Raw genomic sequence first — 24,535 nt, forward strand, 5'->3', positions numbered from 1 at the left:
CGGTCACCGCCGCGCCGTCACCGTCCCCTCCACCGCGAACAGCTCCTCCTCGACGTGGTCGAGGGCGAGCCGCAGCGCCCCCGTGGCCACCGCCGCCTCACCCAGCATCGACAGCGCCACCTTCGGCGGGCGCAGGCAGTAGCGCGCCAACTCCTGCCGCAGCGGCTCCAGCACGCCGTCCAGCCCCGCCGCCCAGCCGCCGATCACGACCAGTTCGGGATCGAGCGCCAGGACCAGCGCGGCCACGTCGTGCACGAGCCGCTGGATGAAGCGGTCCACGGCTGCCCGGGCCTCCTCGTCCCCCTCGCGGGCCTGGGCGAACACCCTCGCGACCGCCTGCTCGTCCAGTGGGTGCAGCGGCTCGTCGGTCACCGAGAGCAGCGTCTCCGGCGTCACCTCCCGGCCCAGCAGGTGCAGCGCGCCGATCTCCCCGGCCGCCCCGCCGTATCCCCGGTGCAGCCGCCCGCCGATCAGCGAGCCGGCCCCCGGACTCAGGCCGGCCAGCACGAAGACGACGTCGTCGGACTCGGTCGCCGCGCCCTTCCAGTGCTCGGCCACGGCCGCCGTGTTGGCGTCGTTCTCCACCAGCACCGGGCACTTGAAGGAACGGCTCAGGCGCTCGCCCAGCCGCAGCCCCGTCCACTCGGGCAGGGCGGTGCCCAGCCGGACCGTTCCGTCCGCCTCCACGATCCCCGGCGTCGCGACACCCACGGCCCGCAGCGAGCTGCGCGGCACACCGGCCCGGCGCAGCAGCTCGGCGACCGCCGTCCGCAGCCGGTCCAGCCGCTCGTCCGCGGGGGCCGACTCGTCGACCTCCTTGGCCTGCGCCCCCAGGATCCGGCCGTCCAGGTCGGACAGCAGCGCGGCCACCCGGTGCGAGCCGATCTCCAGGCCCAGCAGGTGCCCGGCCTCCGCCCGGAACCGGAAACGCCGCGCGGGCCGCCCCTGCCGCCGCGCGACCCCCTCGTCGGCCGCCTTCTCCACGACGAGTCCCGCGCCGATGAGGTCCTCCACGACCCCCTCGACGGTGGGCCGGGACAGACCGGTGACGCGGGTGATCTCCGTCAGCGTCGCGCAGTCCGCGGCACGCAACGCGTGCAGCACCACCGCGGAATTGATCCTTCGCAGCAGCGAGGGATCCCCGCCCGTCAGCTGCCCCAACGTACGTCCTTCCAGCTCGTGCGCGTATTGGGCGGATCGTACTCGGCGCGGCGGACCCCGGCGAGCATGGATTCCGTACCGAGACCTCCGGTGCCGCGCGCACACCTGCGGGAGGGGTCCGGGCGGAGGGCCGCGCCGGGGTCGCACACCGAGGTGACGGCCCGCCAATTGTCAGTGCCGGCGGGTTTACTGGAACTCATGGACATCGACAGGTACCTCGGGCCCGGTCACCGTACGGCGGCCTTGGTGACCAGTCACGGCCTGAGGACCGCGGACGCCGCGGTGCGTCTCGCCGAGGTGGAGCGGTTCCACGAACGGAGGGAGGAGCTGGCCGCGAGCCTCACGCATCGGTGGGGGGCGCCGTACCACTGGGGCCTCCAGACGGTCCGGCTGCGGACGGCGACCGAGGAGATACCCGAGCCCTGGGCCGGACTGAGCCTGCGCGCCGACGACGTCTACCTCTGGCGGACGGATCGAGCGCCGCAGCCCGCCGACCAAGGGCCACCGGCCGGCCAAGAGCCACCGGCCGACCGAGCGCCGGGGACGGACCCGGCGGGGGAGTACGGCCGATGGGTGGCGCTGGGCGTGGCCGATCGCGATCCGTGCGACGAGGTCCGGCTCCTGCTCGTCGTCACCGACACCGACCCGCCCTGACGGCCGGACACCGGACCACCCGACACCGGCACCGGGTGCCGGACCACCGGACGTCAGTCCTCGGCCGCCGTCCGCAACCGGGCGAACTCCTCGGCCATCGTCGCCGCCGTCCAGTGCGCGTTCAGGCCGCTGGGGTTGGGCAGCACCCACACGCGGGTGTCCCCGATCAGCCGCTCCTGCGGGCCCACCACGGCCTTGCGGTCGTCGAAGGCCGCCCGGTACGCCGTCACGCCGACGACGGCCAGCCAGCGGGGCCCGAGCCGGGTCACCTTCTCCGCGAGCAGCCGCCCCCCGTCCCGGTACTCCTGCGCCGACAGCTCGTCCGCCCGTGCCGTCGCCCGCGCCACCACGTTGGTGATGCCGAGCCCGTAGGACAGCAACTCCCGCTGCTCGGACGGTTTCATCAGCCTCGGTGTGAAGCCCGACAGGTGCAGCACCGGCCAGAAGCGGTTGCCGGGGCGGGCGAAGTGGTGGCCGGTCGCCGCCGTCATCAGGCCCGGGTTGATACCGCAGAACAGCACACGCAGGCCGCCCGCGACGACGTCGGGTACGAGCCGGTCGCGGGCGGCCTCCAGTTCCGCCGGGGTGAAGCGGGTCAGAGGATCGCTCCGGGGGTGTAACCGGCCGCCTCCGGGCGCTGCTTCACGATCTCCTCGATCCGGCCGACGACCGTCGCCACCTGGGCCGCCGCGGCGCCCGTGAACGACAGCTTGTCGGCCATCAGCGCGTCCAGCTGCGCGCGGTCCAGCGGCAGCCGGCCGTCCGCGGCCAGTTTGTCCAGCAGCTCGTTGCGCTCGGCGCCCTGCTCGCGCATCGCGAGGGCCGAGGCGACGGCGTTCTCCTTGATCGCCTCGTGCGCGAGCTCACGGCCCACGCCCGCGCGCACCGCGCCCATCAGCACCTTGGTGGTGGCGAGGAACGGCAGGTAGCGGTCCAGCTCACGGGCGACGACCGCCGGGAAGGCGCCGAACTCGTCGAGGACCGTCAGGAAGGTCTCCAGCAGGCCGTCCAGCGCGAAGAACGCGTCCGGCAGCGCGACCCGGCGGACCACCGAGCAGGACACGTCGCCCTCGTTCCACTGGTCGCCCGCCAGCTCACCCGTCATCGACGCGTAGCCCCGCAGGATCACCATCAGGCCGTTGACGCGCTCGCAGGAGCGGGTGTTCATCTTGTGCGGCATCGCCGAGGAACCGACCTGGCCCGGCTTGAAGCCCTCGGTGACCAGCTCGTGCCCGGCCATCAGCCGGATCGTCTTGGCCAGCGAGGAGGGGGCCGCGGCGAGCTGCACCAGCGCGGTGACGACCTCGTAGTCCAGCGAACGGGGGTACACCTGGCCGACGGAGGTGAAGGCCTGCGCGAAGCCCAGGTGACCGGCGATCCGGTCCTCCAGTTCGGCCAGCTTGGCCGCGTCGCCGCCGAGCAGGTCCAGCATGTCCTGCGCGGTGCCGACCGGGCCCTTGATGCCCCGCAGCGGGTACCGCGCGAGCAGTTCCTCCACACGGCCGTACGCGACGAGCAGCTCGTCGGCCGCGGTCGCGAACCGCTTGCCCAGGGTGGTGGCCTGCGCGGCCACGTTGTGCGAGCGTCCGGCGACGACCAGCTCGCCGTACTCGCCGGCCAGCTTGCCCAGACGCGCCAGGACGGCCACCGTGCGGTCGCGGACGAGCTCCAGCGAGAGCCGGATCTGGAGCTGCTCGACGTTCTCCGTCAGGTCGCGGGACGTCATGCCCTTGTGGACCTGCTCATGGCCGGCGAGGTCGTTGAACTCCTCGATGCGGGCCTTCACGTCGTGCCGGGTGACCTTCTCGCGCTCGGCGATGGAGGCCAGGTCGACGGTGTCCAGGACACGCTCGTAGTCGGCGATCGCCGCGTCCGGCACCTCGATCCCGAGGTCCTTCTGGGCCCGCAGCACGGCGAGCCAGAGCTGACGCTCCAGCTTCACCTTCTGCTCGGGCGACCAGAGCGTGGCGAGCTCGGCGGAGGCATAGCGGCCGGCGAGGACGTTGGGGATACGGGGCTTGGCGGGAGCAGAAGTCACGTGGACGGATTCTACTGGCGATTCGTGCAGGTCGGCGCACCGCTCCGTTCGGCCGATCCTACGAGAGCGGCGTCACTCCGGACGTCCCCGGGCGGGCGGGGACGGGATCTCCGCCCGGCCCGCGTCGCCGTCCGTGCCGTGCCGCAGGCTCCGCCTCCTAGGCCCGTTCCTCCTGCGCCCGTTCCTCGTACGGCAGCAGATCGGGCCGCTTCGGCGGCAGACCGTCGCCGGAGGAGCGGCCGGTCAGCCGCCGGCCTATCCAGGGCAGGAGGTACTGCCGGGCGAACCGGGCGTCCGCCACGCGCCGCGCGCCCCAGCCGGGCGGCAGCGTCGCCGGCATCGGCGTGTGCCACTCGGTGTCCTCGGCGTCGTGCCCGAGGGTCTGCCAGACGGCCTCCGCGACCCGGCGGTGGCCCTCCGCCGTCAGGTGCAGCCGGTCGACGTCCCACATGCGCGGGTCGGCGAGCGACGGGGCGCCGTACAGGTCCACCACGAGCGCGCCGTGCCGTGCGGCCAGCTCCTCGACGTGGGTGAACAGCTCCTCCATGCGGGGGCGGAACCGCTCGAGGACCGGCCCCTGCCGGCCCGGGCTGCGCATCAGCACCAGCTCCTTGCAGGCCGGGGTCAGGCGCTCCACGGCCTCCGTCAGCAGGCCTTTGACCCGGCCCATGTCGCACTTGGGACGCAGGGTGTCGTTGAGGCCGCCGACCAGGGTGATCACGTCGGCGCCCATCGCGGCGGCCACCGGCACCTGTTCCTCGACGATCTGCCCGATCAGCTTGCCGCGCACCGCCAGGTTGGCGTACCGGAAGCCGGGGGTGCGGGCGGCCATCCGCGCGGCGAGGAGGTCCGCCCAGCCCCGGTAGGAGCCGTCGGGCAGCAGGTCCGACATGCCCTCGGTGAAGGAGTCGCCGAGAGCGACCAGGCTGGTGTGTGTGGGGTTCGTCTGCATGGCGACATAGATGGTAGCCCGAGTCCCATACTTAGTGGTCGGTCCCCTTCGGCCACCGGGCCCCCTTCGGCCACCGAGCCCCGCGTGACCGCGGGCCCGGTCCGGTGGCGGCGTCGCCGCCCCGTGGACCGGGCCCGCGGTCACGGCCTCTCACCTACCGCTCACGCCCGCTGCCCGAACAGCTCCTGGAGCACGTCCTCCATGGTCACCAGACCGGACAGCCGCCCGTCGGAGCCGAGCACGGCCGCCAGGTGCGTACGGCTGCCGCGCATCGCGGTGAGGACGTCGTCCAGCGGGGTCGCCTCCCGCACGCGCGCGATGGGCCGCATGTCCGCCGAGCGGAACGGCCGCTCGCGCGGCGACGCGTCCAGCGCGTCCTTGACGTGCAGGTAGCCGACGATCCGGCGGCCCTCGTCGACCACCGGGAACCGGGAGAACCCGGATTCGGCCGCCAGCCGCTCCAGCTCCTCCGGCGTGACGCCCACGCGCGCGTAGACGACCCGCTCCAGCGGCAGGACGACGTCCCGCACCGGCCGGCGGCCCAGTTCCAGGGCGTCGTGCAGGCGTTCCAGGGCGCGGTCGTCGATCAGACCCGCCTCACCCGCGTCCTTGACGATCTGGGCCAGCTGGGCGTCCGAGAAGGCCGCGGCGACCTCGTCCTTGGTCTCGATCCGCAGCAGCTTCAGCAGCCCGTTCGCGAACGCGTTGATCGCGAAGATCACCGGACGCAGCGCCCGGGCCAGCGTCACCAGCGGCGGGCCGAGCAGCAGCGCGCTGCGCACCGGCTCGGCGAGCGCGACGTTCTTGGGCACCATCTCGCCGAGGAGCATGTGCAGGTACGTCGCCACCACCAGCGCGATCACGAAGGACACCAGGTGCCCCGCGCCCTCGGGCACGCCGACCGCGTGGAACACGGGTTCCAGCAGGTGGGCGATGGCGGGCTCGGCGACCACACCGAGGATCAGCGTGCACAGCGTGATGCCCAGCTGCGCCGCCGCCATCAACGCGGACACGTGCCGCAGGCCCCACAGCACGCTGCGGGCGCGCCGGTCGCCCTGCGCTCCCTTCGCGCCGTTGCCGTCCTCGAGGTACTGCTCGATCTGGGAGCGCCGTACGGAGATCAGCGCGAACTCGGCGCCGACGAAGAACGCGTTCACGACCAGGGTCGCCAGTGCGACGAGCAACTGGATGGCGGTCACTTTCCGGCCTCCTGTTCCGAGCCCTCGGCCGGGGCGAGCGGCGCGTGCAGCAGCACCCGCGCGGCCCGGCGGCCCGAGGCGTCCACGACGTCCATGCGCCAGCCGGCCACCTCCACGGTGTCGCCGACCGCCGGTATCCGGCCCAGCTCGCTGGCGACCAGGCCGGCGAGCGTCTCGTACGGTCCCTCGGGGGTGTGCAGCCCCACGCGCGCGAGCTGGTCGGTGCGGGCCGCGCCGTCGGCCGAGTAGAGGGTGCGGCCGTCGTCGTCGGTGCCGGCGGCGGCCAGGTCGGACGTCTCGTGCGGGTCGTGCTCGTCGCGGACCTCCCCGACGACCTCCTCGACGATGTCCTCCAGGGTGGCCACGCCCGCGGTGCCGCCGTACTCGTCGATGACGACGGCCATCGTCCGCTTGCCGGACAGCCGGTCCAGCAGGCGGTCCACGGTCAGCGACTCGGGCACGAGCAGCGGCTCGCGCATCAGCTCGGCGACGGGCACGCGCGGGCGGCGCTCCGCAGGGACGGCCAGGACGTCCTTGATGTGCGCGGTGCCGACGACCGAGTCGAGGCTGCCGCGGTACACCGGGAACCGGGACAGGCCCGTCGCCCGGGTCGCGTTCGCCACGTCCTCGCAGGTCGCGCTCGCCTCGAGGGCGATGACCTGCACGCGCGGGGTCATCACGTTCTCCGCCGTGAGGTCGGCCAGGTTCAGCGTGCGCACGAAGAGCTCCGCGGTGTCCGCCTCCAGGGCGCCCTCCTTGGCGGAGTGCCGGGCGAGGGCCGCCAGCTCCTGGGGGCCGCGGGCGGCGGCCAGTTCCTCGGTGGGCTCCACCCCGAACCGGCGCACGATGCGGTTCGCCGTGTTGTTGAGGTGGGTGATGAAGGGGCGGAAGGCGGCGCTGAACCAGCGCTGGGCGTTGCCCACGCGCTTGGCGACCGTCAGCGGGGAGGAGATCGCCCAGTTCTTGGGCACGAGTTCGCCGACGACCATCAGGAACACGGTCGACAGGGCCGTACCGAGCACCAGCGCCACCGAACTCGCGGTGGAGCTCGACAGGCCGAGCGACTCCAGCGGCCCGGAGATCAGCTTGGCGATCGACGGCTCGGAGAGCATGCCGACCACCAGGTTGGTGACGGTGATGCCGAGTTGGGCGCCGGAGAGCTGGAAGGTGAGGTTCTTCACCGCCTTGAGGGCTCCGGAGGCGCCGCGCTCGCCGCGCTCCACCGCCCGTTCCAGTTCGCTGCGCTCGACCGTGGTGAGCGAGAACTCCGCGGCGACGAAGGCGCCGCACGCGAGCGACAGCAGGATCGCCACCAGGAGCAGCAGGATTTCGGTCATCGGTTCACCTCCGTCCCATGGTCGGACAGGGTGGTGCCGGGCGCGCGGTGTCGCGTGGTGGTGGGGGTACTGGGAGGCTCGCCCATGGGCGGACGCTCACACCTTTCGTCAAGTCATCGGGGGACCGCGCGGACGATCCGTGCGGTCCCCCCAATAGTAAAGGATCGGCAAAAGGGCCCCGAAGAGGCTCCGGTCAGGCTCCGAGTGGCTTCACCCAGCGCCGCCACTTCTCCTCGGGCGCGTACCCCGCCGCGCGCCAGGCATGATGCGCCGTCTCGTTACGGGTGAGGACCATCGCGTCGCCGCGCCGACCGCCGAGCGCGACGAACCGTTCCTCCGCGGCGGCCAGCAGTGCCGCCCCGATGCCCTGACGGCGGTGCCGCGGATCGACCGCCAGCCGGTACAGGTGGCACCGCCAGCCGTCGAACCCGGCGATCACCGTCCCGGCCAGCGCGCCGTCCCGCTCGGCCAGGATCAGAGCTCCCGGGTCGCGCGTGATCAGCCGTTCCACGCCGCTTCGGTCGTCGCTGATGCTCGTGCCCTCGGCGGCGCTCTTCCAGAAGGCCAGCACGGTGTCGAGGTCCTCGGGCCCGGCGGCCCGAATCCGCAGATCGATCATGGGCCGATCCCACCACGGGCGGTCCCGGCCCGGACGCGATTTCCAGCATGCGGACCGCCCGTGCGACCCGCTCCGGCCGGGCGCCCGTCACTCGTGCGCGATCGCCGCCAGAACGTTCATCCGGGAGGCGCGCAGCGCGGGCAGCAGGGCCGCCACCACTCCGACGACCGCGGATCCCACCACGACCGCGACGATCGTGCCCCACGGGACGGCGAACGCCTTCATGCCCTGCAAGGCCAGCACCTGCTGTATGCACACGCCCCACACCAGGCCGAGCCCGAGCCCCAGCACCGCGCCGAACACGGCGATCACGACCGACTCCAGCCGGATCATCCGGCGCAGCTGCCGCCGGCCGAGACCGATGGCGCGCAGCAGCCCGATCTCCCGGGTCCGCTCCACCACCGACAGCGCCAGGGTGTTGACCACACCGAGCACCGCGATGACGATCGCGAGCCCGAGCAGCGCGTACACCAGGTACAGCAGGACGGCGATCTGATCGTGCACCAGCTTCTTGTAGTCGGCCTGGTCGCGCGCCTGCACCTGCGGATAGGCGTCGAGGGTGCGCTCCAGACGGGGACGCAGCGTGTCGCCGTCCGTACCGGAGGACGCGTTCACGTACAGCGCGGAGTCCTGGCCGCCCGGCACGTACTTCTCGACGGTGGCGATGCCCAGGAACAGCCCGCCCTCCATGCCGAAGCCGTCGCCGCCGTCCTGGTCGGTGAGGGCGCCCACCTTCAGCGTCGTGGTCCGGCCGCCGGGGAACTGCACCGGCAGCACGCTGCCCAGCCGCACCCCGTGGTCGCGGGCGAAGTCGACGTCCATGCCGAGAGCGCCGTCGGCCAGCGCGGCGGCCGTACCGCCCGCGGCGTACGTGACGTGCGCGACGTCGTCCACCTGGTCGTCGTAGCCGCTGGCGGTCGTCTCCACCCGCTTGCCGTCCGGCAGCCGCACGGCCAGCGGCGCGAACCGCTGCCGTACGACGAGGCCGACGCCGTCGGTGCGGCGCACCGCGTCGGTGACCTCCGCCGAGAACGGCGTGAAGTTGGCGTTCTGGACGACGAAGTCGGCGCCCAGCGTCTTGTCGATCTGCTGGTCGAACGACTTGGACATCGAGGCGCTCGCCACCGACATCCCGCCGACCAGCGCGAGCCCCACCATGAGCGCCGCCGCCGTCGCGCCCGTGCGGCGGGGATTGCGCAGCGCGTTGCGCTGGCTCATCCGCCCGACCGAGCCGAACAGGGCGGGGAAGGCGCCGCCGAGCACCCGGATCACCGGGCGGACCAGCAACGGCCCCGCGATGACGGTGGCGACGAGGGTGAGGACGACCCCCAGACCCAGCAGGGAGGCGGCGGACGCCGTCTTCGAGGCGGCGGCGCAGCCGGCCAGCGCCGCCACGCCCAGGGCGCCGACCACGGATCCCACCACCGCGCGCACCTTCAGCGGCCGGCCCGTACCGGCGATGTCGGCGTCCGCGAGGGCCGCCATCGGCGACACGGTCGCGGCCCGCCGGGCCGGGAGGTAGGCCGCCACGAAGGTGACGCCGACACCGACGACGTACGCCGAGACCGGGGTCGCCCAGCCGACGACCATCTCCGCGGCGTCGAGGTTCATGCCGAACGTGCTCATCAGCTTGATCAGCCCGGCCGCCAGACCGATGCCGGCGGCGAGGCCGAGGGTGGATCCCACCAGACCGAGCAGCACCGCCTCGGTGAGCACCGAGCGGCGCACCTGGCGGCGGTCGGCGCCCAGGGCACGCAGCAGGCCCAGCTCGCGCGTGCGCTGGGCGATCAGCATGGAGAACGTGTTGACGATCAGGAACACGCCGACCAGGACGGCGATCCCGGCGAAGCCGAGCATCACGTACTTGATCACGTCGAGGAAGCCGCCGAGGGCCTCCGACGACGACTTCGCCTGCTCCTCGGCGGTCTTCACGTCGTAGGTGCCGGTGCCGACCGCGGCCACGATCCGCCGCTTGAGCACGTCGTCGCTCACGCCCCGCGCGGCGTCGACGGAGATGCTCGTGGCCTTGTCCGCGGACCCGAGGAGCTGCGTGCCGGCGGTCGCGGGGTCGAGGTAGACGAGGGCCGCGCCCGGGTTGGTCGTGGTGAAGGTCGCGATGCCGACGATCTTCACCTCGAAGCTGCCGGGCTGGGCCATCACGGTGAGGGTGTCGCCGATCCCGACGTGCTTCTTGTCGGCGGTGTCGGCGTCCAGCATGGCCTCGCCGCCGCCCCGGGGGGCGTGGCCGGAGGTCAGCTTCACCGGGCTGCGGTCGGTGACGAACCAGTCGGTGGCGATGGTGGGCGCGCCGGTGGTGGGCCCGACCGACTCGTTGTCGCGGTCGACGACGGTGATGTTCTCCACGCTCACGTCCGCGTGGGTGGCCGCGACGCCCTCGACCCGGGCGACCTGCCGGGCGAGGGAGGCCGGGACGGTCTGCACGGCGCCGGTCGGCACGGACGCCTTCAGGTCGTCCTCGGGCTGGACCGTGACGTCCGGGGACGTGGAGGCGAAGAGCCGGTCGAAGGTGCGGGTCACCGTGTCGGAGAAGATCAGACTGCCCGCGACGAACGCCACCGACAGCACGACGGCGAGCGCGGACAGCAGCAGCCGGCCCTTGTGCGCGAGGAAGCTGCGCAGAGTCGCTCTCAGCACCGGATCACTTCTCCTCGGCGTCGGCGCGGGTGTCCGGGACGGCGGTGCCGTCCTCGCCTTCGCCGCCGTCGAACTGGGCGCGGATCACGTCGAAGCGTTTCATGCGCTCCAGCACCGCCTCCGCCGTCGGCCGCTCCATCTCGTCGACTATGCGGCCGTCGGCCAGGAAGAGCACCAGGTCGGCGTGGGCGGCCGCGCCCGGGTCGTGGGTGACCATGACGACGGTCTGCCCGAGGTTGTCGACGGCCTCCCGCAGGAACGCCAGGACCTCGAGCCCGGCCCGCGAGTCGAGGTTGCCGGTCGGCTCGTCCGCGAAGATGAGCTCGGGGCGGGAGGCGAGCGCCCGGGCGCAGGCCACCCGCTGCTGCTGGCCGCCGGACAGCTGGGCGGGCCGGTGCTTGAGCCGGTCGCGCAGCCCGAGGGTGTCGATCACCCGGTCCAGCCACTCCCGGTCGGGCTTCTGGCCCGCGATGTCCATGGGGAGGGTGATGTTCTCGGCCGCGTTGAGCGTCGGGATCAGGTTGAACGACTGGAACATGAACCCGATCCGGTCCCGCCGCAGCCGGGTCAGGTCCCGCTCCTTCAGCCCCGTGATCTCGGTGCCGCCCAGCCACACCTGGCCGGCCGACACGGTGTCGAGTCCCGCCAGGCAGTGCATCAGCGTCGACTTGCCGGAGCCGGACGGGCCCATGACGGCGGTGAAGCGCCCGCGCGCGATGTCCACGTCCACCGAGTCCAGGGCGAGCACGGCCGTCTCCCCCGAGCCGTACGCCTTGGTCAGAGCACGGGCGCGGGCCGCGATCCGGTCGGCCGGGGCCGGACCGGGGGCGTGCTCCGCAGCAGGTGTGGACAAAGCTGCCTCCTCGCTCATGGGGACGTGCCGGGTCTGCCGGTCGCCCGGCCGAGCGTAGTGTGACCCGGCGCACACCCGGTATCCGTTTTCGGATCCCGTGCGCCCTTGCCGTTGCTAGCGGTCCGGCGCTAGCTTCGAGGTATGGCGAAGACCCAGCTGAACGTCCGCGTCGACGAGGGCACGGCCCGCGCGGCCCGCGAACGCGCCACGGCCCGCGGCATGAGCGTCAACCGCTACATAGAAGAGCTGGTCAGACGGGACGCCGGCGAGGTCGGCCACACGTTCGTCGAGGCCGCGAGCGACTTCATGAAGCAGTACGAGGCGCTCTTCGTGGAGGAGTTCGGCGCCGAGCGCGAGGGCGGCACGCACGAAGGTCGCCGCTGATCCCTTGAGCGACCTGCGCATCGACCTCGCCTGGCTTCTCATGCTCGCCGAACAGAACACCCCGGGCGACCCCCAGGTCACCGACTGGGGAGCCCTGGTCGCGGCCGTGGCCCGCCACCAGGCCGAGATATTCGACGTCCCCGTGTACGACGACCCGGCCGCCCGTGCCGCCGCGCTCCTTCAGCTCCTCATCCACGTCCCGGCGCTGGAGCGCTCCAACGCCCTCTTCGCCTGCGCCGTGGCGTACGCCTACCTCGTCGCCAGCGGACTGAAGGTCGCCACCTCGCCCGAGCAGGTCCGCGACCTGGCCCGCCTGGTCAAGGACGGCCAGACCTCGGTCGCCGACATCGCGCGGGAACTGCGCGCCTGGAGCCGGTGAGCCGCTGCGCGCACAGCGCGGACGGGCCCGCCCGGGACGCTCCCCGGACGGGCCCGCCGCACGGCCGCGGCCGTACCCGTGTGCGGTGCCGCACGCGTCACCTGACGAAGTCGCGCACCTTCTCGTACACGCCGTGGTCGTTGTTGATGTCGGTGTGCGAGATGCATCCCACGCCGACGTTGGTGGCCCCGCTCAGCAGCGCCGAGGAGTCCGGGTCGATGGCCGAGTCGCAGTTCGACCAGTAGGTCGCGTAGTTCACGCTGCCGGGGGTCTCGTCCCCGGAGTTGAGCGCGGTGAGGAAGGAACTGCCGGTCACCATCTCGGCGCAGGAGGTGTAGAGCCAGCTGCACCACGAGGCGACCGACGTGCCGTGGTTGGTGCCGGCGACGGAGACGAAGTCGTCCACGTACGCGGTGCCGCCGAGGTTCTTGAGGTAGTAGCGGGAACTGAGCGTGCCCATCGAATGGACGACGACGTCGACCTTGGACGCACCGGTTCTCGCCCGTACGTTCTTGATCTCCGTGGCCAGTTGGGAGGCGGTGGTGACGTTCGACTGCGACCAGCTGTACGTCCAGGCGTCCAGCTCTGCGGCCGTGTAGCCGTCGGCCTTGAAGTCGGCGACCCAGTCGGACCAGCTGCCGGAGTCGCTGCTGATGCCGTGCACGAAGACGATCGGGTCGTGCGTCGCGGCATGGGCTGTGGGGGCGGAGAACGACAGTGACAGAAGGAGCGAAGAGACCACGGCCGAGAGGGCCGCGGCGATGCGACGCTTGTGGCGCTGCATGATGCCTCCTGAAACGTGTGGGGTTGCCAGGAGTGTCGGCCGGGTCTACGCGCGGCGCATCGGCAGAATCGCCAGTCTTTACGGTTCAAGTAACCCGCCAGTAACGTCTTGTGGGTGGTGACACCGGTGAACCCCTGGCCCCTGGAAGGCACTTCGCCACCGACGCCCCGGAACGCCGCCCGCCTACCGGGCCCGCCGCTCTCCGAAGGCGTACGCGTGCGGGTGCTGCGCCTCGTGCACGGCGACCCGCGCGCCGCCGCCGAACTCGTCGCGCGGCTGACCGGCAGGCAGGCGGCCGGCCTCGACCCGCTGCCGGCCGAACCCGCCGACCTCGCCCCCGAGACGCTGCGCGCCCACCGCGGCGAGGTCCGCGCGCTGCCCGACGGCACCCGGCTGGTGCTGCTGCTCGCCGCCGCCGACCAGTACCCCGTGGCCACCCACGCCTTCCTGCGCGCCGTCGCCGCCGTCCGCCTCGACACCCGCCCCCTGGAGGTGGCCGAGGCGGCCGGGATCGCCTACGCCACCGCCGGCGGCGTCGGATTCCGCGACGCCTGGACCCGGATCGCCGCCTACGAGACGGCCGCACCGGCCGACCGCCGGGAAGCCCACCGGCTGCTGGCCCGCGTCCTGCACGGCCCGGCCGAGGCACCCCGCCGGGCCTGGCACCGGGGCGCCGGTGCGCTCGGCCCCAGCGCACGGCTCGCCGCGGAACTGACGGCCGCGGCCGCCCGGGCGCGCGCCGCCGGCGACCCGGCGCTCTCCGGAGCCCTCGCCGAACGCGCCGCCGCGCTCTGCGCCGACTCCCGCGAACGCGCCCGGCTCCTCGCCCACGCGGCGGCCGACGCCTGGTACTCCGGCGACGGCGACCGGGCCCGCGCCCTCGCCGCCCGCACCGCCGCCGACGCCCTCACCGGTGTCCTCGCCCTGCGGACCGGACACGCGGGGGAGGCGTTCGACGCGCTGCTGGCCGCGGCGGTACGGGCCGCGCGCCCGCACCCGGCGCGCGGCGGCCCGCAGCGGCCCGCGCCCGCCGCCCCCGCCCCCGGCGCGGTCCGGGCGCCGTCCCCGACCGCCCACCTGCTGGCCCGGGCCGCCGAAGCCGCCGTCTACACCGGCGACCTGCGCCGGTCCCCCGAAGCACTGCTCGCCGCACAGCAGCTGGGCATGGAGGCGCCCGGGGTGCTCGGCGGGCTCGCCGCGGCCGTGGACGGACGGTACGAGGACGCACGGGACCTGCTGGAAGCCACCGCCGGGCGGTGCGGTCCGGGCGGCGACCCCACCCTCCTGCTGCACGCGGGCATCGCCGCGCTGATGCTCGGCGACCACCCCCGCGCCGTCACCGCCACGGTCCGGGCGGCAGCGGCGGCCCGCGCCCGCGGCGTCACCGCCGCCGTGTCCCAGGCCATGGAGTTCCGCGTCTACGCCGAGTTCTGGACCGGCCGTCCGCGCGCCGCCGAGGCCGCCGCCCTGGACGCCCTGCGACAGGCGTACGCCACCGGACAGGACAACGGCGCCTGCCACCTCCAGGCGGCCCTCGCCATGTTCGCCGCACTCACCGGCGACGACGACCTGTGCCGGGAGCGCGCCGCGGCCGCCCGCTCCCACGCCCTCGCCCACGACCTGGGCCTGCCCGCCGCCCTGGCGCAGTGGGCTCTGGCCTTCCTCGACCTCGCCTCCGGCCGCTTCGACGCCGCCGCGGCCGGGCTGCGCGCGCTCGCCGCCTCCGGTCCCGGACACGGCCACCGGGCGATCCGTCACCTCGCCACGCCTCACTACGTCGAGGCCGCGGTCCGTACCGGCGAGATACGCGTGGCGCGTGTCGCCCACGCCGGCTACGACCGCTGGGCCCGCGCCGTCGGCGGCGCCGACGACCTGGCACTCAGCGCCCGCTGCCGGGCCCTGCTCAGCCCGGGCGCCGACGCCCTGGACCACTACCGCGAAGCCCTCGCCCTGCACGCCGACGGCACCCGCGCCGTCGAACGCGCCCGTACCGAGCTGCTGTTCGGCAGCGCGCTGCGCCGGCTGCGCCGCCGTACGGAGGCCCGCGACCGGCTGCACAGCGCCCTGGCGGCGTTCGAGTCCTTCGACGCCCCGCACTGCGCCGAGGCCGCCCGCGCCGAACTGCGCGCGCTCGGCGCGCCCGCGAGCCCCGTCCGCGACCACCGGAGCCCCACGGCCCAGCTGACCGCCCAGCAGCTCCTGGTCGCCCGGATGGCCGCCGACGGCGCCACCAACCGCGAGATCGCCACCCGCCTGGCCCTCAGCCCGCGCACCATCGACCACCATCTGCGGGGCGTCTTCACCCGCCTGGGCATCCGCTCCCGCATCGAACTCGTCCGCCTTCTCGCGGACCCGGCCGACGAGTAGGCCCCCGCCCCCCGGCACCGGTGCCGGAGGTCAGGGGCCTGTCCGCAGGCGATACGGCGGTCAGCTCTCCGCGCCGGTCCGCTCCCGGAAGGCCTCCGCCTCCCAGGTGCCGTCCAGCCGGGGCGCCAGCCAGCCCGGCGCCGCGGCACGGAAGCCGGCCGGGGGGAGCGCGCCGGCACCCGAGGGCAGCGCGCCGAGCAGCGGGGCCCCGGCCACCTCCGGCAGATCCACGACGTTGCAACGGGACGCGAGGTCGGGGGAGTCGGGCCAGCTGCCGATCACCACACCCAGCAGCTCGACACCGCGCGAGCGCAGCTCTCGGGCGGTCAGCTCCGTCGTGTTCAGCGTGCCCAGCCCCGCCGACGCCACGACCAGCACCGGCGCCCGCAGCAGCTGCGCCACGTCGGCCAGCGTGCCGCCCGCCTCGTCGAACCGTACGAGCAGCCCGCCCGCCCCCTCCACGAGCACCAGGTCGTGAGCGGCGGACAGCTTCTGCGCCGCCTCGACGACGTCGTGCGGCCGCACCGGCGCCAGGCCCGCCCGGCGCGCCGCCGTCGCCGGGGCCAGCGGCTCCGGGAAGCGGGCCGGTTCGGCCGTCGTCACCGCGCCCGCGAGCCGCGCCACCTCGTCGGCGTCCCCGCGCTCGTCCGGTCCCACACCGGTCTGCGCGGCCTTCAGCACCGCCACCGACCGGCCGGCCGCGAGCGCCGACGCGGCGATCGCGGCCGTCGTGACGGTCTTGCCGACCTCCGTGCCCGTCCCCGTGATCACCAGGATCGGCATGTTCATCCCTCCCGCGCCGCGGCGCACACCGCGCGCGCGATCCGTGCCACGTCCGCGTCGTCGGTGACGTAGGGCGGCATCGTGTAGACCAGGTCGCGGAACGGCCGCAGCCAGACGCCCTCGCGCACGGCCGCCCGGGTGGCGGCCGCCATGTCCACCGGGTGATCGAGCTGGACGACACCGATCGCACCGAGGACCCGGACGTCCCGTACGCCCGGGATCTCCGCGGCCGCCGCGAGACCGTCCCGCAGCCCCGACTCGATCCGCTTGACCTCCGCCTGCCAGTCCTGCCCGAGCAGCAGCTCGATCGACGCGCAGGCGACGGCCGCGGCGAGCGGGTTGCCCATGAACGTCGGCCCGTGGGCCAGGACCGGTACCTCGCCCCGCGAGATCCCGTCCGCCACCCGCGAGGTGCACAGCGTGGCCGCCATCGTGAGATAGCCGCCGGTCAACGCCTTGCCGACGCACATGACATCCGGTGTCACCGCGGCGTGCTCCGCCGCGAACAGCGCGCCCGTGCGCCCGAAACCGGTCGCGATCTCGTCGAACACCAGCAGCACGCCGTGCGCGTCGCACGCCTCGCGCAGCACCCGCAGATAGCCGGGGGAGTGGAACCGCATCCCGCCCGCGCCCTGCACCACCGGCTCCACCACGACCGCGGCCAGCTCGTGGGCGTGCCGCTCGATCGTCTCGCGCAGCAGGTCGGCGTACGCCTCCTCGAACTCCACCGGAGGCGCGTCCACGAAGACCTGACGGGGCAGCACCCCGCTCCACAGACCGTGCATCCCGCCCTCGGGATCGCACACGGACATCGGCTGCCAGGTGTCGCCGTGGTAGCCGCCGCGCCAGGTCAGCAGGCGCTGCTTGGCCGGACGGCCCAGCGAGCGCCAGTACTGGAGGCACATCTTCACGGCGACCTCGACCGACACCGACCCGGAGTCGGCGAGGAACACGTGCTCGAGACCTTCGGGCGACATGTCGACAAGGTGCTTCGCCAGGCGGACGGCCGGCTCATGGGTGAGTCCGCCGAACATCACATGGCTCATCCGGCCCAGTTGCTCGCGCACGGCCTCGTCGAGCACCGGGTGCCGGTAGCCGTGGATCGCCGACCACCAGGACGACATGCCGTCGACCAGGTCGTCCGAGCCGTCCGCCGGCCGCAGCCGGACCCCGCTCGCCGACTCCACGACGAGCGGCTCGGCCCGGCCCGGCATCGGACCGTACGGGTGCCACACGTGCCGCCGGTCGAGCTCCAGCAGCTCGGGCACGCCGAGCGGCGCCCGCTCAGGCATTGGGCGCGAGGTCCGTCCCGGCGCCGCGCCGGCGCACCGCGACGAGGTCCGTACGGGCGTCACCGGCAGCCGGAACCGGGGCCCCGGACGCGGCCGGGGCCGGGGCCGACGCCGCGGCCGGCACGGACCCGCACACCCCGCCCTCCTCGTGCGACCCGCACGCACCGCCCTCGTGCGACCCGCACCCGCCGCCCTCGTGCGACCCGCAGCCCGCGCTCTCGGAGGAGCCGCAGCCGCCGCCCCCCGCGACCCGGTGTCCGGGCAGGGTGACCTGCTCCGCGCCCTCCACCTCGAACCCGGCGTCCGCGATCATCTCCAGGTCGGCCTTGCCCGCCTGGCCCTCGGTGGTGAGGTAGTCGCCCAGGAAGATGGAGTTGGCCAGGTGCAGCGCGAGGGGCTGCATGGTGCGCAGGTGCACCTCGCGGCCGCCCGCGATACGCACCTCGACGTCCGGGCAGACGAACCGCACCATCGCCAGGATGCGCAGACAGCGCTGCGGGGTGAGGTTCCACTCCTTGGCGAGCGGGGTGCCCTCCACCGGGATGAGGAAGTTGACCGGAACGGAGTCCGGGTCCAGCGCGCGCAGTGAGAAGACCACGTCCACGAGGTCCTCGTCGGACTCGCCCATGCCGGCGATCAGACCGGAGCACGCCGACAGACCGGCCGCGTGCGCCTTCTGCACCGTGTCCACCCGATCGGCGTACGTGTGGGTGGTGGTGATCTCCCCGTACGTGCCCTCGGAGGTGTTCAGGTTGTGGTTGTAGGCGTCGGCGCCCGCCTCGCGCAGCCGTTCGGCCTGGCCGTCGGAGAGCAGGCCCAGACAGGCGCACACCTCGACGCCCTCGTTCCCGTCCTTGATGGCCTTGATGGTGCCGGCCACCCGGTCGACGTCACGGTCCGTCGGACCGCGCCCGGACGCCACCAGGCAGACCCGCTTGGCCCCGCCCGCCAGCCCGGCCGCGGCCGCCCGGGAGGCCTCCTCCGGCTTCAGCCAGGTGTACTTCAGGATCCCGGCCGTCGAGCCGAGCCGCTGAGAGCAGTAGGAGCAGTCCTCGGGGCACAGTCCGGACTTCAGATTGACCAGGTAGTTCAGCTTCACCCGGCGCCCGAACCACTGCCGGCGCACCCGGCCGGCCGCGGCCACCACGTCCAGCACGTCGTCGTCGGAGGTGGCCAGCACGGCCAGCGCTTCCTCGCGGGTCGGCAGCTCGCGCCGAAGCCCCTTGTCCACCAGCGTGTTCAGCAGGTCCATGAGAGCCGATCCTGTCCTACGCACCCGCTCCCGGCCAAGGTAGGGATCACACAACACACCCGGTTCGACGTGTGGGTATTGCCACACCGTGGGCGGGCGACCGTGCCGCTAGTGTCTGTCCGCTACCTACAAAAGCACCGGAGGACCCATGGCGTTCGGCTGGATCGACGAACAGGCGGAGCTGCGCCGCCGGGCCGGCCTGGTGCGGACATTGCGGCCCCGTCCTGCGGACTCGCCGCTCCTCGACCTCGCGAGCAACGACTACCTGGGCCTCGCCCGCCACCCCGAGACCGTGGCGGGTGCCGCGGCGGCGGCACGCGCCTGGGGCGGCGGAGCGACCGGCTCACGGCTCGTCACCGGCTCCACCGAACTCCATGCGGAGCTCGAGCGCGAGCTCGCCGAACACTGCGGGTTCGAGTCGGCCCTCGCCTTCTCCTCCGGCTACGCGGCCAACCTCGCGGCGGTGACCGCACTGGCCCCGCACGGCTCGCTGATCGTCTCCGACGCGGGCAACCACGCCTCGCTCATCGACGGCTGCCGCCTGGCCCGCGGCACCACCCAGGTCGTCGCGCACGCCGATCCGGACGCGGTGCGCAAGGCGCTCGGCACGCACGCGGGCCCCGCCGTGGCCGTCTCCGACACGGTGTTCTCGGTGGACGGCGACGCCGCCCCGCTGGCCGCTCTGGCGGCCGCCTGCCGGGCGTACGGCGCCGGACTGGTCGTGGACGACGCCCACGGACTGGGCGTGCTGGGGGAGGGCGGGCAGGGCGCCGCGCACGCGGCGGGTCTGGCGGGTGCGGACGACGTCGTCGTCACGGTCACGCTGTCCAAGTCGCTGGGCAGCCAGGGGGGCGCGGTGCTCGGGCCCGCCCGGGTCGTCGAACACCTGGTGAACGCGGCCCGGACGTTCATCTTCGACACGGGGCTCGCGCCGGCGGCGGCGGGCGCCGCGCTGGCGGCGCTCAGGCTGCTGCGCCGGGAGCCGCAGCGCGCGGCACGCGCGCGTGCGGTGGCGGGGGAGCTGCACGCGCGCCTGACGGCCGCGGGTCTGGAAGCGGTGCGTCCGGACGCCGCGGTCGTCTCCGTGCGTGCGCCGTCCCCGGAGGCGGCCGTGCGGTGGGCGGCGGACTGCCGCTCGGCGGGTCTGGCCGTGGGCTGCTTCCGTCCTCCCTCCGTGCCCGACGGCATCTCGCGCCTGAGGCTCACCGCGCGTGCGGACCTCTCCGGGGCCGAGCTGGAACGCGCTGTACGGGTGATCGGCGAAACACGGCCATGAGTCGGCGTGACACGGCCGGGAACCGCCGCCGACCGATCGCGGTGCGGTCGGTCAGCGGAACACGGCCGTGAAGTCCGTCCAGCTCTCGGGGGAGAAGAGCAGGGCGGGCCCGGCCGGGTTCTTGGAGTCGCGCACGGCGAGCAGACCGGCCAGGGGACCGGCGGCCGGCCTGGCCGTCTCGACGCAGTTGTTCGCTCCCGTGCTGTAGCTGCTGCGCAGCCACCGCACGTCCGGGAGCCGGTGGGGGTCGGTGCTGGAAGGTACGTTCCGCGGCAGTGCGGACATGGTGCCTCCTTATGCGCCTGCTATCGCGGCGATGTAATCCGATGAGTCCCCGGGCGAAAGAGCGTGCGCCCGAAGGGCGTTGAAGGCCTCGGTGTAGGCCTGGAGGTCTTCTTTCCGTTCGAGATAGAGGCTACTCGTCAAGTGGTCTAGAACAACCACATCCAGATCAGAAGTGCGCGAAAATGAGAAGATAACGAAAGGGCCGGTGACGCCGATATGTGCTCCGGCGGCGAACGGCAGTACCTGGAGCCGTACTTGGGGCAGCCGGGCGGCCTCCACGAGCCGGCCGAGCTGGCGCGCCATCACCTCGGGTCCGCCCACCTCGCGCCTCAGCACCGACTCGTCCAGCACCGCGTTCAGCTCCAGCGGAGGCGTCGCCCGCAGCACGTCCTGGCGGGCCATCCGGACCTCGACCAGGGTGTCGAGCTGGTCCTCGTCCGCCCCTTCCACGGCCGCCCCCGTCACCGCACGGGCGTACTCCGGCGTCTGGAGCAGCCCCGGGACCACCGTCGTCTCCAGGGTGCGCATCGCGCTGGCCTGGGACTCCAGGCTGATGAAGTCCCGGTAGGCGGGCGGCAGCACCCCGCGGTAGGCGTGCCACCAGTGGTCCCGGCCGCCCCCGCCGTCGGCGGCGCCCGCCAGGGCCAGCATCAGTTCCCGCAGCTGCGGATCGGCCACCTCGTAGGCGTCGAGGAGTAACCGCACATCGGCCGGTTTTGACCCACTGATGCCCGTCTCGATGCGGCTCACCTTGGACTGGTGCCAGCCCACGAGCCGGGCCGCCTCACCACTGGTGAGGCCGGCCCGGGTGCGCAGATTGCGCAGTTCGGCACCCAGTTTGCGGCGGCGCACCGCGGGACCGTGCTGCACTGCCTCCTCCTTACCCCTGACGGGTCGGCCAAATACGCTCTGCCGTCGCAGAGTTCACCGCATCGGGCGACAGATATATGCATAACTTGGTGGATCGCCACCCGTTACCGGCGCGGTAATGGCAGTCTGGCGAAGAAGCACCAGTCCGGGACCGTACTCGAACGATCCGCACCGTGTCGGGCTCCCGGTCCCGTGGAAAGGGACGACGTCGCCATGGCAGATCACCTGGAAGCATCCATCACTCTGCCGAGCGACCCCGCCTCGGTCCGCGCGGCCCGTGCCTTCGTGGCCGACGCCCTGGGCGAGTGGGGCCTGCCGGCGGAGGCGGATCAGGCCGACACCGTCCGGCTCATCGTCTCGGAACTCGCCACCAACGCCGTGCAGCACACCTTCGGGCAGTCGCCCACCTTCACGGTCGCCCTCGCGCTCGTCCGCGACGAACACCTGAGCGTCGGCGTCACCGACAGCCACCCGAGGTTCCCCAAACGACTGCCGGCCGCGGTCCAGCAGGACAACGGCCGAGGCATGGTGATCATTCGCTGGCTGACCGCGGAGTGCGGCGGCAGGCTGAGAGTGCGGCCCACCCGGGAGGGCGGCAAGACGGTCATCGTCGAGCTCCCGTGGGCCGTCCCGGCGGCGGAGCCGGTGGCCGGCGCCCTGGCGGCACCGGCGGAGAGTGAGCTCCCGGGGCGGTGAAGGCGCGTCAGGACGCCCTGTACCGCCCCGGGAGACACCGCCCCGGGAGAACCCCCGGGGAAGCGCCACCCCGGCCGTGGACCGGCTCGTGAGGCCGGTCCACGGCCGGGGTCCGGTACCACGGCCCGTCCTAGCGGACCCGGCCGTACCAGACGCTCTTGGTCCAGATCTTCTGGAGCTTCACCACGTCACCGGTCTTCGGCGAGTGCCATATCTTGCCCTTGCCCGCGTAGATCCCGACGTGGTAGACGTTCGACCCCGAGTGGAAGAAGACCAGGTCGCCCGCCTTGCGGCTGGACGCCTTGATGTGCTTCGTCTTGTTGTACTGCTGGGCCGCCGTCCGGGGCAGGCTCTTGCCCGCCTTCTTGAACGAGTACAGCGTGAGCCCCGAGCAGTCGAACCTCTTCGGTCCGGTGGCCCCGTACTTGTACGGAGCACCTTTCTTGGAGGCCGCGATCTGAAGTGCCTTGGCCGCCGGTGTGGCGGCCGCGGCGTCGGGGGACAGCCCCGGGACCACGACCGACCCGCCCACGGCGGCGATGGCGAACGCCGAGGCCGTACCGGCCCGGACCATGAGCGACGGGACCCGATTGAGCGCAGTCATGCGCAACCCTTCGTCAGCCGCCTGTGAAGGATGACCTGTCGGATTCGGGCTGGCGAAGTTGCCCGGCCGCTCGCGCGGCTTCACCCCAAGGGCTGCTCGGCCCGGTCATGGCGTGACCGTCCCGGCGACCCGTCGTGCTTGGGTCCTCCACTCCTGCCGATGCACTCCTGTCGACCGGTCATCCGGGCGGCGGCAGGACTCGGCGTCCGCCCGGACCGCCCCGCCTCTTGTGGCGGGGGCTTGTCGTCAGTCAGGGATCTTGGCTCACGGATGTCCGAAAATCCCAACGGAACCGGGGATTTGTGGGGTTACTCACCACTCACCCGTTCGGGTGAACACTCTGATGGATCATCAGGTGCCGGGGCGCCTCGGGGCCTCCCACCAGCCACGACGTCCCGCGATCCGCTCCCCGGGCGCCCTTTCGCGCAACTTCCTGGCGTCCGGGCGAACAGTAGACGTTCTGCCGAACGGGGGTACGCCTTCTGGGTCGTTTCGACTCCGGCCGGGTCGTCGCGTCCGGCCGCGGGCCGGCCCGGCCGAAGGTGTGGCGCGGTCAACTCTCGTCGAGCGGCGGCAGCGTGACGGGAGCCGTGCGGCGCTCGCCGTCCAGCACGCGCAGCGCCCGCGCGAGCGTCGGCGCGAGCAGCTCGCTCTCACCCCTTCGGTGCATCGGCGAGAGCGCGTCGCGCAGCGCGATCGCCTTGGTCACCAGCGCATGGGCCGCGCGCAGTCCGCGGTAGGTGTCGCCCTGGTGGGCGGGGTTGATGCGGCCGAGCATGTCGACACGTCGAGATAATCGTCGATCAGCTCCGCCTCCGCGCGGGTCGGCGCGGGCAGCGGCGGCAGCTCGGGCACCATCGCCGGCTCACCGCCCGCCGTGCGGGCGGCGGGCCGAGGGCCTGCGGCCGGGGACGATCCCGCCGACCAGGCCGTACGCCACGGCGTCCTCGGCGGTCAGGAACGTCTCCCGCTCGACGTCCGCGGACACCTGCTCCGGCGTCCGTCCGGTGTGCCGCACCAGCAGTACCCGAGTCCGGCTTGCCGGCCGATGACTCCGCGCCCGGCGGGGCGGGCGGCCCGGTCCGCGGCGGCGCGGCACCTACTCGGCCGGCCGGCCTGCGAAGGCTTACGCGACCAGGGCCCGCCTCGGGGTTTCGGGGGTGGGGGCGGCCGGGGTCGGGGGCTGCTTCAGGAGGCTGCCCGGTACCACCGCTCCGAGGCCGAGCGCGGCCCACCACAGCAGCGTCAGCGCGGGGCCGACCGCCGCCGCGCCGTCGAAGAACGACACCGAGCGCAGCAGGGTCGTACCGGCACCCGGCGGCAGCCACTGGCCGATCGTCCCGACCGGCTCCGGCAGCATGCGCGGTGCCGAAGCCGCCCCGGAGAACGGGTTGCCGAGGAACATCACGAGGAACGACACCGCCCCGATGCCCGGCGTGCCGACCAGCGCGGCGCAGCCGGCCACCGCCGCGCTCACCGCCAGCGTCGACAGCAGCACCGCGGCCTCCGCCCACCAGTCGCCGGTGAGCACCCCGAGCCAGCTGTGGGCCAGCGCGGCCGCGACCAGGCCCACCAGGGTGGCGGCGCCGACCAGCGCGCCCACCGTGCGGATCCCGCGCAGGCCCAGCAGGGACACCACCGCACCCGCCGCGATCCCGGCAAGGGCCGGCGGCAGCACGCTCGCGCCGAGGGCCGCGCCGCGCGGATCGGTGGCCGGGGCCGCGACGACGTCCACGGTCCGCAGTCCGGCGCCCGTGGCGGCCGTCCGCTCCGCGACGGCCTCCCGGAGCAGCTGGGCGACGACCGGACTCGCGGCCGAGGCGGTCGGCAGTTCGGGTCCCTCGGCCGTGACGACCACCGCGCCGTATACGGTCCGGTCCTCGACCGCCGCACGGGCGGCCTTCCCGTCGGCGTAGTGGTGGAGGTCGAAAACCCCTTCCTGCTGGGCCGGTTGCCGCTCCAGCGGGGCCGTCGCGGCGGCCGGACCGGCGACGCCGAGCGGCAGGACGACGGCGACGAGGCGCCGGGACGCGGACATGGCTTCTCCCAGAAGCGGACGGGTCGCTGTGGACCGTGCAGAGCGGGCCGTGCCGAG

24 protein-coding genes and 1 pseudogene are annotated in these 24,535 nt (G+C 73.5%); 6 read left to right on the forward strand and 19 right to left on the reverse strand.

What is annotated here, in order from left to right; all coding sequences use genetic code 11:
• Nucleotides 1–3: 3 nt before the first annotated feature.
• Nucleotides 4–1,161 carry an ROK family transcriptional regulator gene (locus Saso_RS07090; RefSeq protein ID WP_189927427.1) on the reverse strand — a complete coding sequence of 386 codons (1,158 nt, stop codon included), beginning with the start codon at nt 1,159–1,161 and terminating at the stop codon, nt 4–6.
• A gap of 198 nt (nt 1,162–1,359) precedes the next feature.
• On the opposite strand from Saso_RS07090, the gene Saso_RS07095 reads away from it, so the two are divergent.
• Nucleotides 1,360–1,815: a hypothetical protein gene (locus Saso_RS07095; RefSeq protein ID WP_189927428.1), complete on the forward strand. Its 456-nt coding sequence runs from the start codon at nt 1,360–1,362 to the stop codon at nt 1,813–1,815.
• Nucleotides 1,816–1,868: 53 nt separating this feature from the next.
• On the opposite strand, the gene mug is transcribed toward Saso_RS07095, so the two are convergent.
• The 8 genes from mug to Saso_RS07135 all read right to left on the reverse strand — a co-directional run bounded on the left by mug (nt 1,869) and on the right by Saso_RS07135 (nt 11,468).
• Nucleotides 1,869–2,414, reverse strand: a complete 546-nt coding sequence (mug, locus tag Saso_RS07100) for a G/U mismatch-specific DNA glycosylase (RefSeq protein WP_189927505.1) — start codon at nt 2,412–2,414, stop codon at nt 1,869–1,871.
• Nucleotides 2,411–3,853 carry an adenylosuccinate lyase gene (purB, locus tag Saso_RS07105; protein ID WP_189927429.1) on the reverse strand — a complete coding sequence of 481 codons (1,443 nt, stop codon included), beginning with the start codon at nt 3,851–3,853 and terminating at the stop codon, nt 2,411–2,413. Before purB ends, mug begins: the two co-directional genes overlap by 4 nt.
• Before the next feature lie 157 nt (nt 3,854–4,010).
• Nucleotides 4,011–4,805 carry an SGNH/GDSL hydrolase family protein gene (locus tag Saso_RS07110; protein WP_189927430.1) on the reverse strand — a complete coding sequence of 265 codons (795 nt, stop codon included), beginning with the start codon at nt 4,803–4,805 and terminating at the stop codon, nt 4,011–4,013.
• Between the two features lie 161 nt (nt 4,806–4,966).
• Entirely contained in the window at nt 4,967–6,004 is a 1,038-nt protein-coding gene (locus tag Saso_RS07115; RefSeq protein ID WP_189927431.1) for a hemolysin family protein, read from the reverse strand.
• The gene (locus Saso_RS07120) at nt 6,001–7,341 is read right to left on the reverse strand and encodes a hemolysin family protein (protein ID WP_189927432.1); all 1,341 of its coding nucleotides are present in this window, start codon (nt 7,339–7,341) and stop codon (nt 6,001–6,003) included. Before Saso_RS07120 ends, Saso_RS07115 begins: the two co-directional genes overlap by 4 nt.
• Nucleotides 7,342–7,534: 193 nt before the next feature.
• On the reverse strand, nt 7,535–7,960 hold the full coding sequence (locus Saso_RS07125; RefSeq protein ID WP_189927433.1) for a GNAT family N-acetyltransferase: 426 nt from the start codon (nt 7,958–7,960) through the stop codon (nt 7,535–7,537).
• Between the two features lie 87 nt (nt 7,961–8,047).
• On the reverse strand, nt 8,048–10,615 hold the full coding sequence (locus Saso_RS07130; RefSeq protein WP_189927434.1) for an ABC transporter permease: 2,568 nt from the start codon (nt 10,613–10,615) through the stop codon (nt 8,048–8,050).
• Nucleotides 10,616–10,619: 4 nt separating this feature from the next.
• Nucleotides 10,620–11,468, reverse strand: coding sequence for an ABC transporter ATP-binding protein (locus Saso_RS07135; RefSeq protein ID WP_189927435.1), 849 nt, complete (start codon nt 11,466–11,468; stop codon nt 10,620–10,622).
• 141 nt (nt 11,469–11,609) lie between these two features.
• Here Saso_RS07135 and Saso_RS07140 point away from each other — a divergent pair, with 141 nt between their 5' ends.
• Nucleotides 11,610–11,852, forward strand: coding sequence for a toxin-antitoxin system HicB family antitoxin (locus Saso_RS07140; protein WP_189927436.1), 243 nt, complete (start codon nt 11,610–11,612; stop codon nt 11,850–11,852).
• A gap of 4 nt (nt 11,853–11,856) precedes the next feature.
• Nucleotides 11,857–12,231 carry a fic family toxin-antitoxin system, toxin component gene (locus tag Saso_RS07145; protein ID WP_189927437.1) on the forward strand — a complete coding sequence of 125 codons (375 nt, stop codon included), beginning with the start codon at nt 11,857–11,859 and terminating at the stop codon, nt 12,229–12,231.
• A 97-nt stretch (nt 12,232–12,328) separates the two neighbouring features.
• On the opposite strand, the gene Saso_RS07150 is transcribed toward Saso_RS07145, so the two are convergent.
• Nucleotides 12,329–13,015, reverse strand: coding sequence for an esterase/lipase family protein (locus Saso_RS07150; protein WP_189927438.1), 687 nt, complete (start codon nt 13,013–13,015; stop codon nt 12,329–12,331).
• Between the two features lie 114 nt (nt 13,016–13,129).
• Between Saso_RS07150 and Saso_RS07155 the strand changes: the two genes are divergently transcribed.
• Nucleotides 13,130–15,382 (forward strand): helix-turn-helix domain-containing protein, encoded by a 2,253-nt coding sequence (locus tag Saso_RS07155; protein ID WP_189927439.1) that lies wholly within the window; start codon nt 13,130–13,132, stop codon nt 15,380–15,382.
• Nucleotides 15,383–15,442: 60 nt separating this feature from the next.
• Here Saso_RS07155 and bioD read toward each other — a convergent pair whose 3' ends face one another.
• From bioD to bioB, 3 genes are read right to left on the reverse strand one after another with little or no spacing between them, the layout of a single operon-like run.
• The gene (gene bioD, locus Saso_RS07160) at nt 15,443–16,165 is read right to left on the reverse strand and encodes a dethiobiotin synthase (RefSeq protein WP_189927506.1); all 723 of its coding nucleotides are present in this window, start codon (nt 16,163–16,165) and stop codon (nt 15,443–15,445) included.
• 2 nt (nt 16,166–16,167) lie between these two features.
• Nucleotides 16,168–17,457: an adenosylmethionine--8-amino-7-oxononanoate transaminase gene (locus Saso_RS07165; RefSeq protein WP_189927440.1), complete on the reverse strand. Its 1,290-nt coding sequence runs from the start codon at nt 17,455–17,457 to the stop codon at nt 16,168–16,170.
• Nucleotides 17,450–18,709 carry a biotin synthase BioB gene (gene bioB, locus Saso_RS07170; protein WP_189927441.1) on the reverse strand — a complete coding sequence of 420 codons (1,260 nt, stop codon included), beginning with the start codon at nt 18,707–18,709 and terminating at the stop codon, nt 17,450–17,452. The genes Saso_RS07165 and bioB overlap by 8 nt, the downstream gene beginning before the upstream one ends.
• 148 nt (nt 18,710–18,857) lie before the next feature.
• On the opposite strand from bioB, the gene Saso_RS07175 reads away from it, so the two are divergent.
• On the forward strand, nt 18,858–19,985 hold the full coding sequence (locus Saso_RS07175; RefSeq protein ID WP_189927442.1) for an 8-amino-7-oxononanoate synthase: 1,128 nt from the start codon (nt 18,858–18,860) through the stop codon (nt 19,983–19,985).
• A gap of 51 nt (nt 19,986–20,036) precedes the next feature.
• Here Saso_RS07175 and Saso_RS07180 read toward each other — a convergent pair whose 3' ends face one another.
• Together Saso_RS07180 and Saso_RS07185 are read right to left on the reverse strand one after the other, a co-directional pair.
• Entirely contained in the window at nt 20,037–20,270 is a 234-nt protein-coding gene (locus Saso_RS07180) for a DUF397 domain-containing protein (protein ID WP_189927443.1), read from the reverse strand.
• 9 nt (nt 20,271–20,279) lie between these two features.
• Complete coding sequence (locus Saso_RS07185; RefSeq protein WP_189927444.1) at nt 20,280–21,140, reverse strand: helix-turn-helix domain-containing protein; 861 nt, start codon at nt 21,138–21,140, stop codon at nt 20,280–20,282.
• Between the two features lie 213 nt (nt 21,141–21,353).
• Between Saso_RS07185 and Saso_RS07190 the strand changes: the two genes are divergently transcribed.
• A complete protein-coding gene (locus Saso_RS07190) occupies nt 21,354–21,836 on the forward strand; it encodes an ATP-binding protein (protein WP_189927445.1) in 483 nt (160 codons plus the stop codon).
• A 130-nt stretch (nt 21,837–21,966) separates the two neighbouring features.
• Here Saso_RS07190 and Saso_RS07195 read toward each other — a convergent pair whose 3' ends face one another.
• From Saso_RS07195 to Saso_RS07210, 4 genes and pseudogenes are all read right to left on the reverse strand, one after another.
• Entirely contained in the window at nt 21,967–22,440 is a 474-nt protein-coding gene (locus Saso_RS07195) for a C40 family peptidase (protein ID WP_189927446.1), read from the reverse strand.
• A gap of 553 nt (nt 22,441–22,993) precedes the next feature.
• A pseudogene (locus Saso_RS07200) lies at nt 22,994–23,298 on the reverse strand (hypothetical protein).
• 7 nt (nt 23,299–23,305) lie between these two features.
• Nucleotides 23,306–23,458 carry an ATP-dependent Clp protease proteolytic subunit gene (locus tag Saso_RS07205; protein ID WP_372442407.1) on the reverse strand — a complete coding sequence of 51 codons (153 nt, stop codon included), beginning with the start codon at nt 23,456–23,458 and terminating at the stop codon, nt 23,306–23,308.
• 108 nt (nt 23,459–23,566) lie between these two features.
• Nucleotides 23,567–24,478, reverse strand: a complete 912-nt coding sequence (locus Saso_RS07210; RefSeq protein ID WP_189927448.1) for an ABC transporter permease — start codon at nt 24,476–24,478, stop codon at nt 23,567–23,569.
• Nucleotides 24,479–24,535: the final 57 nt, after the last annotated feature.

The organism is Streptomyces asoensis (assembly GCF_016860545.1).
Lineage (GTDB): Bacteria > Actinomycetota > Actinomycetes > Streptomycetales > Streptomycetaceae > Streptomyces > Streptomyces asoensis.